11 protein-coding genes are annotated in these 13,630 nt (G+C 72.4%); 6 read left to right on the top strand and 5 right to left on the bottom strand.

Translation table 11 applies throughout. The annotated features are described in order from the left end of the window. Window positions 1–360 precede the first annotated feature (360 nt). Window positions 361–1,029: a class F sortase gene (locus tag AB0B29_RS13745; RefSeq protein WP_362238249.1), complete on the top strand. Its 669-nt coding sequence runs from the start codon at window positions 361–363 to the stop codon at window positions 1,027–1,029. Window positions 1,030–1,069: 40 nt separating this feature from the next. Here AB0B29_RS13745 and AB0B29_RS13740 read toward each other — a convergent pair whose 3' ends face one another. Further along, window positions 1,070–1,915, bottom strand: a complete 846-nt coding sequence (locus AB0B29_RS13740; protein WP_362238246.1) for a polysaccharide deacetylase family protein — start codon at window positions 1,913–1,915, stop codon at window positions 1,070–1,072. 89 nt (window positions 1,916–2,004) lie between these two features. Further along, window positions 2,005–5,295, bottom strand: coding sequence for a bifunctional lysylphosphatidylglycerol synthetase/lysine--tRNA ligase LysX (gene lysX / locus AB0B29_RS13735; protein ID WP_362238243.1), 3,291 nt, complete (start codon window positions 5,293–5,295; stop codon window positions 2,005–2,007). 140 nt (window positions 5,296–5,435) lie between these two features. Between lysX and AB0B29_RS13730 the strand changes: the two genes are divergently transcribed. After that, the gene (locus tag AB0B29_RS13730; protein ID WP_362238240.1) at window positions 5,436–5,897 is read left to right on the top strand and encodes a universal stress protein; all 462 of its coding nucleotides are present in this window, start codon (window positions 5,436–5,438) and stop codon (window positions 5,895–5,897) included. A gap of 29 nt (window positions 5,898–5,926) precedes the next feature. Here the strand turns inward: AB0B29_RS13730 and AB0B29_RS13725 are convergent, their stop codons facing one another. Further along, the gene (locus AB0B29_RS13725) at window positions 5,927–7,078 is read right to left on the bottom strand and encodes a CapA family protein (RefSeq protein WP_362238237.1); all 1,152 of its coding nucleotides are present in this window, start codon (window positions 7,076–7,078) and stop codon (window positions 5,927–5,929) included. 222 nt (window positions 7,079–7,300) lie between these two features. Here AB0B29_RS13725 and AB0B29_RS13720 point away from each other — a divergent pair, with 222 nt between their 5' ends. The 4 genes from AB0B29_RS13720 (at window position 7,301) to AB0B29_RS13705 (ending at window position 10,609) form a co-directional block, all read left to right on the top strand. Next, window positions 7,301–7,846 carry a sigma-70 family RNA polymerase sigma factor gene (locus AB0B29_RS13720; protein WP_362238235.1) on the top strand — a complete coding sequence of 182 codons (546 nt, stop codon included), beginning with the start codon at window positions 7,301–7,303 and terminating at the stop codon, window positions 7,844–7,846. Between the two features lie 152 nt (window positions 7,847–7,998). Next, window positions 7,999–8,511: a hypothetical protein gene (locus AB0B29_RS13715; RefSeq protein ID WP_362238232.1), complete on the top strand. Its 513-nt coding sequence runs from the start codon at window positions 7,999–8,001 to the stop codon at window positions 8,509–8,511. Between the two features lie 151 nt (window positions 8,512–8,662). After that, window positions 8,663–9,319 carry a zf-HC2 domain-containing protein gene (locus AB0B29_RS13710; protein WP_362238229.1) on the top strand — a complete coding sequence of 219 codons (657 nt, stop codon included), beginning with the start codon at window positions 8,663–8,665 and terminating at the stop codon, window positions 9,317–9,319. A gap of 111 nt (window positions 9,320–9,430) precedes the next feature. Further along, a complete protein-coding gene (locus AB0B29_RS13705; RefSeq protein WP_436845840.1) occupies window positions 9,431–10,609 on the top strand; it encodes a PP2C family protein-serine/threonine phosphatase in 1,179 nt (392 codons plus the stop codon). Window positions 10,610–10,629: 20 nt separating this feature from the next. Here the strand turns inward: AB0B29_RS13705 and AB0B29_RS13700 are convergent, their stop codons facing one another. Beyond that, complete coding sequence (locus AB0B29_RS13700) at window positions 10,630–11,493, bottom strand: Fpg/Nei family DNA glycosylase (protein ID WP_362238226.1); 864 nt, start codon at window positions 11,491–11,493, stop codon at window positions 10,630–10,632. A 22-nt stretch (window positions 11,494–11,515) separates the two neighbouring features. Further along, window positions 11,516–13,603 (bottom strand): SpoIIE family protein phosphatase, encoded by a 2,088-nt coding sequence (locus AB0B29_RS13695; protein ID WP_362238224.1) that lies wholly within the window; start codon window positions 13,601–13,603, stop codon window positions 11,516–11,518. Between the last annotated feature and the right edge of the window lie 27 nt (window positions 13,604–13,630).

Here is a 13,630-nt window from a genome sequence, read left to right as displayed (position 1 = left end):
ACAGTCAGTTGCCGTGCCGCAAGCCGCATTTCGGGAATGGTCCGTACCGGTGAGAGAGGGCGGTGCGGGAAAAGCGTCCTTTCGGATATCGCCGCAGGTCACAGACCGTCAGAAATTTCCTCGCGGCGGCAACTCGGATGGCTCACCTCCTGTCGGGCGAACTGCTCCCGCCCTGGTGCGCGTCCTGCGCGCGGCTGCGCCCGGAAACCCCGGAAATCGGCCCGTGCCCGGCGCCGCACCAGCCCTCGCGGCCCCCGGCCACCCGTTCGCCGCCGCCCCGTCGCCGGTTTCCCGCACGCCACTTAGCGTGTCGCTATGCGCGATGGACACGGCGACGGCCGCGTCGAGAGGGGATGGCGAATGTCTGCGTCCGAGCTTTCCCAGGCGGAAGAGGAGGCGCGGCCCAGGAAGCGCGCCCCGTGGGGCGTGATAGCGCTGGTTCTGCTGACCGGCCTCGCTCTCATCCGGAACGGTTCGGGAGAGTTCGACGAGGGCCCGCCACAGCCGGCGAGTGCGGCCGCGGCGGACAGCAGGGTGCCCGGCGGCACCTTCGCGGGAAACGTCCGGCCCTTGCCCTACTCCCTCCCCGACCGTGTCAGGATCCCGGCGATCCAGGTCGACGCGCCGATCATCCCCGTGGGCCTGGACGCGGACGGCTGGGTCGGCGCGCCGCCGCCGGAGGACCCCAACCTGGCCGGCTGGTTCACCGGGGGCGTCACCCCCGGCGAGAAGGGCACCGCGATCGTGGTCGGCCATGTCGACAACCAGCAGGGCCCCGCCGTGTTCTACGGCCTCGGGGCCCTGAGGCAGGGACATCGCGTCGAGGTCGCCCGGCAGGACGGAAAGACCGCCGAGTTCGAGATCTACGGTGTCGAGGTGTTCGAGAAGGACAACTTCCCCGGCGACCGTGTCTACGCCTCCAAGGGCGCGCCGGAGCTGCGGGTCATCACCTGCGGCGGCGGTTTCTCCAAGCAGGAGGGCTACGCGGGGAACGTCGTCGCCTTCGCCCGCCTGGTCGCGGTGCGCTGAGCGCTCGCGGCACGGCGGGCGAAAGCCCGGAGGCGCCCCTTCACGCGTAGTTCCGGCGGGGCACGGTGACGTGGTAGCCGGAGTCCAGCAGTTCGGGCAGGTAGCGCCGCAGGGCCCGCACGCTCTGCGAGCGGTCGCCGCCGGCGTCGTGCGAGAGCACCACGACGCCGGGTGCGGCGCCGTGTTCGACCCGGTTCGCGATGGACCGGACCCCGGGGGTGGTCCAGTCGAGGGTGTCGACCGTCCAGCCGAGGGGTTCCATGCCGAGTTCGGCGCCGAGCCGGAAGGCGGTGCGGTTCCAGGCACCGTAGGGTGCGCGGAACCACTCGGGGCGCTCCCCGTAGGCGTCCTCGATGACGTCGCTGGTGCGTTCCATCTCGGAGCGGATCTGCCGTCGGGTGAGGCGGGTGAGCAGGGGGTGGGACCAGGTGTGGTTCCCCACGACATGGCCCTCGTCGGCCATCCGGGCCAGCAGGTTCTTGCCGCCGGCGACCATCTCGCCGCACACGAAGAACATCGCCCGCACGTCGTACTCAGCCAGGGTGTCCAGGATGTGCGGGGTGTAGCGGGGGTCCGGGCCGTCGTCGAAGGTGAGCACCATGGTGCGGCCACGGCCGGACACGCGCAGCGGGGCCTCGCGGTACACCAGGGTCCGGCGGGGTGCGGCGCGCGGGGGGCCGTAGCCGGTCAGGGGCTGCAGCCGGTACGCGGAGGACTTGACGAGGCGGCGGGCCTGGGGGCCCGCGGCGGGGGTCGAGGTGCCGGGTCCGTCCCCGGTGACAGCCGTGACCACTCCGGCCGTCGCGGCCGCGCTCACGGCGCCGGCGCAGGCGATCAAGGCCTGGCGCCTGGTGAACAGCCGGGTCGGCAACTGATCCTTCTTCATGACTCATGAGTCGCCCGGCGGGAGGCCGACGCACACGAGCAACACCGGTGCGGCGGCACACATTCACCCGTTCGGCCCACGCGGGTGGGTCAGCGGTTGCGGACCAGCGGGAAGGGCAGGGTCTCGCGGATGGTGAGTCCGGTGAGGAACATGACCAGCCGGTCGACGCCGATGCCGAGGCCACCGGTGGGGGGCATGGCGTATTCGAGGGCGTCGAGGAAGTCCTCGTCGAGTTCCATCGCCTCCAGGTCGCCTCCGGCGGCGAGCAGGGACTGGGCGGTGAGGCGGCGGCGCTGCTCGACGGGGTCGGTGAGTTCCGAATAGGCGGTGCCGAGTTCGGTGCCGAAGGCGACGAGGTCCCAGCGTTCGGCGAGGCGCGGATCGGTGCGGTGCTGCCGGGTGAGCGGGGAGACCTCGGTCGGGAAGTCCTTGTAGAAGGTGGGCAGGCCGGTCCGCTCCTCCACCAGCCGCTCGTACATCTCCAGGACGATGTCGCCGTGGCCGTCGTCGGCGACGTACGGCACGCCGGCACCGTCGCACAGCCGCTTGAGGGTCTCGGTGCCGGTGCCGGGGTGGATCTCCTCGCCGAGGGCCTCGCTGACCGCGCCGTAGACGGTCTTGACGGGCCACGGCCCGGAGATGTCGTACTCCTTGCCGTCCTTGTGGGCGACGGGCCTGCCGAAGGCGGCGGTGGCGGCGCCCTGGATCAGTTCGCGCACGAGGTCGAGCATCACGTCGTAGTCGGCGTACGCCTGGTAGGCCTCCAGGATCGTGAACTCGGGGTTGTGCTTGTAGTCCGTGCCCTCGTTGCGGAAGGTGCGGCCCATCTCGAAGACCTTCTCCACGCCGCCCACGCACAGCCGCTTGAGGTACAGCTCGGGGGCGATGCGCAGGTAGAGGTCGAGGTCGTAGGCGTTGATGTGGGTGGTGAAGGGCCGGGCGTTGGCGCCGCCGTGGATCTGCTGGAGCACCGGCGTCTCGACCTCCAGGTAGCCGCGTGCCAGCAGGCCCTGGCGGACGGCCTGGACGGCGGTGGAGCGGGCGCGGACCACGTCACGGGCGGCGGGGCTGGCGACGAGGTCGAGGTAGCGCATGCGGACCTTGGCCTCGGGGTCGGCCAGGCCGCGGCGCTTGTCGGGCAGCGGACGCAGACACTTGCCGGTGAGCTGCCAGGAGGTGACGAAGACGGTCGGTTCACCCTTGTCGCTGACGCCGGCGTGTCCGGTGGCGGTGATGTGGTCGCCGATGTCGGTGTCGGCGGTGAAGCGGTCCAGGGCGGGGCCGGAGCGGTCGCGGGTGAGGGCGAGTTGGTGGTCGCCGGACCAGTCGCGCAGGACGATGAAGACGATGCCGCCGAAGTCGCGGACCAGCATGATCCGGCCGGCGACGGTGACCTCCTCGCCCCGTGGGACCTCGGCGAGGGTGTGGGTGCGGGCCGGGACGCCCACCGGGTAGGGGTCGGTGCCGTCGGCGCGCAGCCGGTCGAGCTTGCGGTGCCGGACGCGGACCTGGTCGGACAGGCCGGAGAGGGGGTCGGCGGGCTCGGTCCCGTCCCCTCCGGCGAGGCCGAGCGCCGCCAACGACGGCAGCCCCTCCGTGGTGGCGGGCCGCTGCCCGCCCTTCGGGTGCCCTTTTCCCCTGCCCCACAACGTGCGCATCGACGGTACGGAGACGAAGCCCTCGGCGATGCCGGAGGCGAGGCCGACGCGGGCGAGGGAGGCGGCCTCCGCGTAGCAGAGGAAGCGGGGGTACCACTCGGGGTGGTACTTGGCGTTGGAGCGGTACAGGGCCTCCAGTTGCCACCACTTGGAGAAGAACAGCAGCAGGCGGCGCCAGAGGCGGAGCACCGGCCCGGCGCCGATGCGGGCGCCCTCCTCGAACACGGAGCGGAACACGGCGAAGTTCAGCGAGACCTTCCGCACGCCCAGCTTCGGCGCGGCGGCGCACAGTTCGGCGACCATGAACTCCATGACGCCGTTGGGAGCGGTGCGGTCACGGCGCATCAGGTCCAGGGAGACGCCGTCCCCGCCCCAGGGCACGAAGGACTGGATGGCGAGGAGCCGGCCGTCCTGGTCGAGTGCCTCGGCGAGGAGGCAGTCGCCGTCGGCCGGGTCGCCGAGACGGTCCAGGGCCATGGAGAAGCCGCGCTCGGTCTCGGTGTCGCGCCAGGCGTCGGCACGCTCGACGAGCTGGCGCATCTCGTCCTCGGAGAGCGTGGAGTGGCGGCGGACGCGGCACGTGACACCGGTGCGTCGGACCCGGTTGACGGCCTGGCGGGTGACGCGCATGTCGCGGCCGTCCAGGTCGAAGTCGAGGACGTGCAGGATCGCCTCGTCGCCGAGCTGGAGCGCGCCGAGCCCGGCGCGGACGTAGGCCCGGGCGCCCTCCTCGGAGGCGCCCATCACGGCCGGGACCCAGGCGTAGCGGCGGGCCACCTCCTGCCAGGCGGCGATCGCGTGCGGCCAGGCCTCCCGGTCGCCCACCGGGTCGCCGCTGGCCAGGCACACCCCGGCCTCGACGCGGTAGGTGACGGCGGCCTTGCCGCTGGGTGAGAAGACGGCGGCCTTGTCGCGGCGGGTGGCGAAGTAGCCGAGGGAGTCCTGGTCGCCGTAGCGGCCGAGGAGGGCGCGGATACGGGCCTCCTCGTCGTCGTGCAGGGCGGCCTCCAGGCGCTGGGAACGGAACAGGGTGGCGGCGGCGTTCAGCAGGGCGAGCGCGCCGAAGAGGCCGAGCAGGAAGTACAGGGCGTGCGGCGGGCGGCCGTCGAAGGAGCCGGCGGGCACCAGGCCGCCGCAGACCCGGTTCGCGGCCCAGGCGAGCCGCTCGCCACGCGGCAGACTGCCCGGGAACGCCTCGACCAGGGCCCAGCCGACCAGGATCGCCACGACCACACCGCCCACCAGGACGGCCAGGGCCCGGCGTACGGCGGCGCGGCGGGAGGCGGCGTAGAACTCCCCGCGGGAGTGGATCAGCAGGATCAGGGCGAGGCCGCACACCACGAAGGAGGGGACGGACTCGGCGAACTCGCCGACGGCCATGCCGAGGATGTCGGTGAGGACCAGCAGGCCGAGGTAGACGACGACCAGCCACCAGGCGATCTTCTTGCGGGCGCCGGTCGCGGCGGCGAGCAGGAACAGGAAGACCGCGTAGGCGAGGTTGGCGCTGACCGGGACGAGCAGCAGGTCCAGGAAGTGGACCAAGGGGCGCAGCCCGGTGCGCAGCGGCGGGATCAGCGCCAGCAGGGCGCAGAGCAGACCGAGGGCGCCGAAGAAGACAGCGAAGCCCTGGGGTACCCGGCTCGGCAAGCCGTGCGCCCGGTGGGGCGGCCGTATCGCTGCTGAGGTGTCCTCGGCCGTCCCGGTGTCCGCGCTGACGCTCATGCTCTCGACTCTAGGAACACCGGCGCCTGCTCGCCCGTCGAGCGCTCGCGCCCCGTGCGGCACAGGAAGCCCCGGGCGTCGCCCTCCGGTCCCGGTCCCGCCCGGCAGGCGGACCTGGGGGTTCCGATAGCCTCGCGGCTGTGACGGAACAGCACTCCCATCGGTTCGAGCGGGGCACGGACGGGCCGAAGGTGATCGTGGCCGGGGTGGACGGCTCCGACTCCTCCTTGCGGGCAGCGGCCTACGCGGCCGGCCTGGCCCGCCGGCAGCACGCACTGCTCGCCGTGGTGTACGTGCAGCCCGTGCTGGCGGCGGGTGCGGCGCTCGGGGCTCCGGTGGCCGGGACGACGGACGAGATCGCCGAGGACCTGGTGGCGCAGATCCGGGACGCGGCCGAGCGGCTCAAGGGGACGTTCGAGGTCCGCTGGGAGTTCCACACGTTCCGCGGCGACCCGTACAACGGCCTCGTGACGGCCGCCGACGAACTCAAGGCGGACGCAGTGGTCGTGGGTGCCTCGGAGCAGGCGGGCCACCGCATCGTCGGCTCGGTGGCGATACGCCTGGTGAAGGCGGGGCGGTGGCCGGTGACGGTGGTGCCGTAGGGGGCCGGGGCACCGTGCCGTCGGCGGCGCTACTCCCCCATCACCAGTCCGTCCTCCGCCGCGCCCCGGCTGAGGACGACCTCGCGGATGCGGTCGCGGACGGCTCGGACGTCGGCGCCCTGGGCGAGCGCCCGGTTGAGGTTCACGACCCGGCCGGCGTCGACGTCGAAGAGCTGGGGGACGAACTCCGCCTTCGTCACCTTCCAGCGCTCCCCCGGCCGTGCGGGCGGGGCGAAGGTGAAGCGGCCGAGGGTGGACTGGTTGCCCCGCGGGTCCTTGGCGCCTTCATGGTTGGTCATCTCGCCGGCGATCTGGTCGCCCATGCCGTAGATCACCCAGGTGCCGTTGACCTTCTCGTAGGCCTGCGGGACGTGCGCGTGGGTGCCGAGGATCAGGTCGATGTCGGGGCGGCCACCGGTGCGTGTGGCGGTGAGGCTCCTGGCCAGGGTCAGCTGCCGGTCGTCGGGGGCGTCCTGCCATTCGGTGCCCCAGTGCAGGGAGACCACGACCACGTCGGCGCCGGCCCGGCGCGCGGCCCGGGCGTCCTCGACGATCCTCGCCTCGTCGGTGAGGTTGACGGCCCAGGGCCGTCCGTCCGGGAACGGCAGGCCGTTGGTGTCGTAGGTGTAGGCGAGGTGGGCGACCTTCGCCGGGCCGGCCTCGAGGATCGTCACCGTGCGTGCCTCCTCCTCGGTGCGTGCCGACCCCGCGTGCCGGACGCCCGCGCGGTCGAGGGCGTCGAGCGTGCGGCGGATACCGTCGGCGCCGTCGTCGAGGGTGTGGTTGGAGGCGGTGGAGCAGCCGTCGTAGCCGGTGAAGGCGAGGGCCGCGGCCACCTCGGGCGGGGACTTGAAGGTGGGGTAGCCGGTGTAGACGCCGTTCGCGCCGTACACGGTCTCCATGTGGCACAGGGCGATGTCGGCGCGGGAGACGACGGAGCGGATCCCGGCGAGCATGGGCCGGAAGTCGTAGCCGGTGCCGCCGGCGTCGAAGCGGGCCCGGTCGATGATCGTGGTGTGCGGGAGGACGTCACCGGAGGCGACCAGTGTGAACCCGCGTGACCCGGCGGCGGGCGCCGGGCGTCCGCGGTCGGGCTCGTCGTGACCGCGGGCCTGGCAGGCGGCGCCTGCGGTGAGGACGACGGTCAGGGCCAGGGCGATCTGTCGACTGCGCGTGAGCATGCATTCACCCCACTGTGGGCGTTGTGGTCATATTTACGCACCATCAGGAAAGAAGGCTCCTGGTGTCCCACGCGTCTCCGACACGCTCATCAGCCCGTCCGGCACCCACATGGCCGGGTGCCGCGACCGTTCGTCGAACCGTTCGTCGACGCGATCGACCGTCCGTCGCACAGCCGGGTACGTGCCCTGTGCCCGGGCCACGCCCTGCGGTGACATACGGCCATGACGGCCGGATCCACTCTCACGAACGGAACGACCGCCGAGCACGAGCTCGCCGCACTGCAGCGGGAGCACGGCCGGCCCCTCTTCGCGCTGCTGCTGCGGCTCTGCGACGGCGACCGGCAGCGTGCCGAGGACCTGGTCCAGGAGACGCTGGTGCGTGCCTGGCAACACCCCGAGGCCCTGCGTGCCGACGACTTCGACTCGGTGCGGCCCTGGCTGATGACCGTCGCCCGGCGGCTCGCGATCGACGCCCGGCGGGCCCGCCAGGCCCGTCCGCCCGAGGTCGGCGACGCGGTGCTGGAGAACGCCCGGGTCATCTCCGACCACGCCGAGCGGGCGGCGGCGATGCTGGATGTCCGCGAGGCTGTGAAGACACTCACTCCGCAGCACCGTGAAGTCCTGGTGCTCGTGTACTTCCAGGGGGCGAGTGTGGCGGAAGCCGCGACGGCCCTCGGGATTCCGCCCGGTACCGTGAAGTCCCGCGCGTACTACGCGCTGCGTGCCCTGCGCAGGGTGCTTCCGGGATACGCCACCGACCTGCGATGAAACCAATGGGTGGGTCAAGCCTCCGTAAAGCGCCTTGCCGATGACCCCGGTTGAGTAATCGGCTGTTCCCATCCGTGTTCCGGAGAGGGCCGTCAGCGCCCTCGGGGCCCGGTGTCGGGCGACGCGCACGTACCGGAGGAAGGCAGGAAGGGATGCTGGACGAAGAGCAGGGGAGCACGGACGGTTCCGACGGCGAACTGACCGTCCCCATGGCGTGGTTGTACGCCGAGTACATCGCCGACGAGCTGCTGCGGACCGGCGATCTGATGCCGCCGACGTCTTTCGAGTTCCGTGCCGGGCGGGATGCCCTGGCGCTGACCGTCTTCCTGTCCGACACCGACGGGGAGCTGTCCGGCATCCGGGTCGTCACGCAGCTGGAGACGTGGCTGTCACTGACGGCGTACGACCAGCCGTGGCAGGAGTGGGTGCGCGGGCGGCTGGCCGAGCTCGCCGCCGGCGCCGCGACGTCGGGCCGGTCCGCGCCGGACCTGGACCTCGCGGAGGAGGCCTGGCGCTGGCTGCAGGAGACGGAACTGCTCGCGCCCGATCTCAACGCGGTCCCGGGCGGCGCTCCGGTGGTCGGGGAGGACGAGGGACCGAAGGTCTGGACGCCCGCCTGGCAGCTCGGACTGCCGCTCGGACACCTCGCGATCCATCTTTTTTAGATTTCCGCGGCCCCGGACCAATCCGGGAGCCGGAGGGCTCCGAATCCTTTGGTTGCGATTGTGTCACCGGCTTGAGTGATTCAGCTGCCTGGTCCGTACCGGTGGGAGCAAGGAGTAACCCCACCCGCACCCAACGGCACGAGGATTCGGCATGAGGTCCCTGGAGAGGCATCGCGACGTCGCGGCCTACGCGCTCGGCGTGCTGGACGAGGCGGAGGCCTTCCGCTTCGAGGACCACCTCATGGAGTGCCCTCGGTGCGCTGCAGAGGTGACGGAATTCGGCCCGACCACACGGCAGTTGATGCTGTACCGGCGGTCGACGCCCCGGTTCGTGCACCCCATGGCACAGCCCGGGCCGCGCATGCTGGACGCGCTGCTGGCCGAGGTGGCGACCCGGCGCCGGGCCGGACGCAGGCGCCTGCTGTTCGCCCTGGCCGCCTCGGTCGTCTTCGCCGCGTCGGTCCCCGGCATCGCGATGATGGCCGAGGGCAGCGCCGGGGAGCAGCACCGGACCGTCGCGGCGACCGACACCCGGACGGGGGTGTGGGCGCAGGTCATGACGGAGGACAAGGCCTCGGGCAGCCAGGTCGAGCTGAAGGTCAAGGACGGCTCGGGCCCGCGCGCCTGCCACCTGGTGATCATCGGTCACGACGGCACCGAGGAGACCGCGACCAGCTGGCACGGCCCTGGCCACGACGACCGCCCCCACACGATGATGGCCAGCTCCTCCCTGCACCCGGAGGACATCGCCCGCTACGAGATCCGCTCGGCGGCCGGCGAGGTCCTGTGGAGGATCCAGCCGAGCTGACCATCCGTCCGCCCCTGCCGCCGGGCGCCTGGCGCGCCCCGGTGTGAGACTGCTGGACGACGCACCCGCAAGTCCGCCCGGGTGCCCGCGGTCCCGGTGAGGGGAGACGAGGTGACGGCAGAGCCCGGGGACGGCCGGCTGGAGGAGTTCCTCGCCGACCCCGAGAACGCGACCCTGGACCTGCCCACGGCGGCGGCCCGCTGCACCAAGGCCCTCGGGCTGCAGAGTTCCGTGGTCTACCTCTCCGACATCCAGCAGCGCCGGCTGGTACCGCTCACCGACGTGGCCTCCCCCCTGCTCATCGACGGCTCCCTCGCGGGCTGGACCTACCGCACCCAGTCCCTGCGCGTGGCGGTGTCCGAGACGGGCGGCATGACGGCCTGGATCCCGCTCGTGGACGGCGCCGAACGCCTCGGCGTCATCGCGGTGAACTCCCCGGCGCTGACACCCGACGTACTGCGCCGCGGCCGCGCCCTGGCCCAGCTGCTCGCCATGATGATCACGTCCGCGCGGGCCTACCAGGACTCCTTCGTACGGCGTCTGCGCACCCGCCCCATGCGCCTGCCCGCCGAGATGCTGCGGGCCTTCCTCCCGCCCCGGACGATCGGCACCTCACACGTCGTGTCGACGGCCGTGCTGGAGCCGGCCTACGAACTCGGCGGCGACGCGTTCGACCACTCCCTGACGGAGACGACCCTGCACGTCGCGGTCCTCGACGCCATGGGGCACAACCTGGCGTCCGGGCTCACCACGGCGGTGTCGCTGGCCGCGTGCCGCAACGCCCGGCGCACCGGGGCGGATATGCCCGAGCTGGTGGAGAGCGTCGACGACGCGCTGGCGCGATGGCTCCCGGACCAGTTCTGCACCGGGGTCCTGGCCCAGCTGGACCTGGCCTCGGGGATGCTGCGGTGGGTCAACTGCGGGCACCCCACCCCGCTGCTCATCCGTGACCGGCGGCCGCTGGTCGACGCCATGCGGCGCGAGCCGGACCTGCCGATGGGGATGCCGTCCCTGCTGACCGACCGGCGGCGGGAGACGCACGAGATCGCACTGAAGCCCGGCGACCGGGTGCTGATGTACACCGACGGGGTCACCGAGGCCAGGGCCGTCGACGGCGCGGAGTTCGGGCTCGAGCAGTTCGCCGACTACATCATCGGGGCGACGGCCGCGGGCGAGCTGCCGTCCGAGACGCTGCGCCGGCTCATCCACTCCATCCTGGACTCGCCGACGAGCCGGCTGCGGGACGACGCGACCATCCTGATGTTCGAGTGGTCACCGCCGTCCCGGTAGTCGCGAGACCCGGGCCCGGGTCACTTCAGCAGCCGGGACATCCTGCGGTCCGCCAGCGGCTTGCCGCCCGTCTGGCAGGTCGGGCAGTACTGGAGCGAGGAGTCGCTGAAGGACACCTCTCGGACGGTGTCGCCGCACACCGGGCAGGACTCCCCGGTGCGGCCGTGGACGCGCAGCCCGCTCTTCTTCTCGGCCTTGAGCCGCCCGGCCGCCACGCCCCGGGAGCGCTCGACCGCTTCGGTGAGCGTGTCCCGCAGAGCCGCGTACAGCCGTGCGGTCTCCTCTTCGCTCAGGGACGCCGCCAGTTTGAAGGGCGACATCTTCGCCACGTGCAGGATCTCGTCGCTGTAGGCGTTGCCCACGCCCGCGATCAGGCCCTGGTCGCGCAACGCGCCCTTGAGCTGCCGCCGTTCACCGGCCAGGAGTTCCGCGAGGCGCCGCTCGTCGAAGTCGTCGGCGAGCGGGTCGGGGCCGAGCCGGGCGACGCCCGGGACCTCCTGCGGGTCGCCCACCACGTGCACCGCGAGCCGCTTCTGGGTGCCTGCCTCGGTCAGGTCGAATCCGGCGCCGGTCTCCAGGGCCACGCGCAGCGCGAGGGGGCCCTTGCCCGGGCGGGGCGGGCCGTCGGGGAGGCGGTCCTTCCAGTGCAGCCAGCCCGCGCGGGCCAGGTGCGTCACGAAGTGCGGGCCGCCCTCGGTCGCGAGGTCGAGGAACTTGCCGTACCGGCGTACGGCGGCCACCTCGTGACCCTCCAGTGCGGACAGGGGAGGTTCGTACGTCTTCAGCACGCTGATCGCCACGGGCAGCACCCGGACGATCTCGTGGCCGACGAGGTGCTCGGTCAGGAAGTCCTTGAGCGCCTCGACCTCGGGGAGTTCCGGCATAGGTCCAGAGTGCCACGTGGGGTCAGTCCGGGCCCGGCACCACGAACTCGCACCACACGGCCTTGCCGCCGCCCCGGGCCTCCACGCCCCACACGTCGGTGAGCAGCTCGACCAGGAGCAGGCCCCGCCCGGAGACGCCCGACTCGCCCGCCTCGCGCCGGCGCGGCAAGGCACTGGAGGAGTCCGCGACCTCGACGCGCAGCCGGCACTCGGAGCCGGTGAAGGCCCGCAGGGTGACGACCGCCGGGCCCTCCGTGTGCATCAGGGCGTTGGTGATCAGCTCGTCGGCGACCAGTTCGATCTCGTCGGCGCGCTCGCCCGCTCCCCAGGCGGCGACCGCGGTGCGGATCATGTGCCGGGCCTCTGCGAGGGCCCCGGGGTCGCCGGGGGCCACGCGCCGCTGGAGCCGGCGGCCGGACTGCGGTCCCTCGGGCCCGCGCCGGCGCAGCAGGAGCAACGCCACGTCGTCGTCGCCGCCGCGCTCGGCGGCCACGTCGATGAGCCGCTCGGCGAGCTCCCGTACGTCGTCGGGGCCGGTGGCGACGAGCGCGCTCAGGGTGCGCATGCCGTCGTCGAGATCGGCGCCGGGCTGCTCCACCAGACCGTCGGTGCACAGCAGCAGGGTGTCGCCGGGGTCGAGCTCCATGGTGGTCACGGGGTACTCCAGGCGGCCGAACTCGGCGGACAGACCGAGCGGCAGCCCGCCGGGGACGGGGACGCGGCGGCAGGATCCGTCGGGGTGCCGCACCAGCGGATCGATGTGACCGGCCCGGACCATCTGGAGCACGCCGGTGGACAGGTCGGCCTCGGCGTAGAGGCAGGTCGCGGAGCGGTCGGTGTCGAGTTCGTGCAGGAAGACGGAGGCCCTGGCCATGACGGTGGCCGGGGGGTGTCCCTCGGCGGCGTAGGCGCGCAGCACGATGCGCAACTGTCCCATGACGGCGGCGGCGTGCGTGTCGTGCCCCTGGACGTCGCCGATGACGGCGCCGACCCGGCCGCCGGGCAGCGGGATCAGGTCGTACCAGTCGCCTCCGATGTCCCGGCCGACGGAACCGCCGAAGGTGGCGGCGCGGTAGCGCACGGCGACGTCGGCACCGGGCACGCTCGGGATGGTCCGGGGCAGCATGGCCTGCTGGAGGCCCTGCGCGAGGTCCATCTCCTGTTCGTAGAACATGGCCCGCTGCAGGCTCTGCGCGATGCTGCTGCCGAGGGCGACGAGGATGTTGCGCTCCTCGGACGTGAAGCCGTGGCGGTCGCTGTAGAGCAGGCCCATGGCACCGATCGGCCGGGCCTGGACGATGAGCGGCAGATAGGCGGCCGAGGTGATGTCCAGGCCGGTGATGTGCGGCCACAGGATCGGATAGCGCTCGGCGAACTCCTCCGGCGACTCGATGAAGCACGGGCCGAGGGTGCGGACGACCTCGCTCATCGGGTAGGGCTCGTCGATCCGGGTGACTCGGGTACCGGGTACGAAGCTGTCCACGGGGCCCTCGGCGACCAGGCGGATGCGGCCGGCCTCGACCAGGCCCATGACGAGACTGGTGGCGCCCAGGTGGACCAGGCCGTGGGTGTCCTTGAGGACGTCGATGACGTCCTGGACGGTGCGGGCGTGGGCGAGGGCGGCCGTGGTCAGTTCGACGACGCTGGTCTGCTGCCGGCGGGCCTGGTCCTGGGCGGCCTGGTCGCGGCGGGCGTCGATCTCGCCGAGTTCCTGGGTGGCGTCCCGGACGATGCCGATGATGCGGCGCGGGCGGCCGATGTCGTCGCGCCGGATGTAGCCCTGGGTGTGGGTCCAGCGCAGGCTGCCGTCACGGCGGCGGATGCGGAAGTAGGCGCCGTAGTTCTCGCTGCCGTCCTTCAGCGCCTGCGAGACCGCGGTGTCCAGGCGGCGGGACTCGTCGGGCGGCACGCGTTTGGCGAGGGTCCCGGGGTGGTCGTCGTACTCGTCGGAGCGCACGTCGAAGATCTCGTGGGCCTGGGCGTCCATCTGCATCAGGCCGGTGTCCAGATCCCAGTCGAAGCTGCCCATCCGGTTGAGCGCGAGGATCGGGTCCGGGTGGGCGGGCCAGTCGTCCGGGAGGGACAGGGCGCTCGCTCCCCGATCAGCCATGGGCCCACCTTGCCAGGATTCGTCCGA

This window comes from Streptomyces tibetensis (assembly GCF_040647715.1).
GTDB lineage: Bacteria > Actinomycetota > Actinomycetes > Streptomycetales > Streptomycetaceae > Streptomyces > Streptomyces tibetensis_A.
This window is presented reverse-complemented; position numbering and strand designations above follow the sequence as displayed.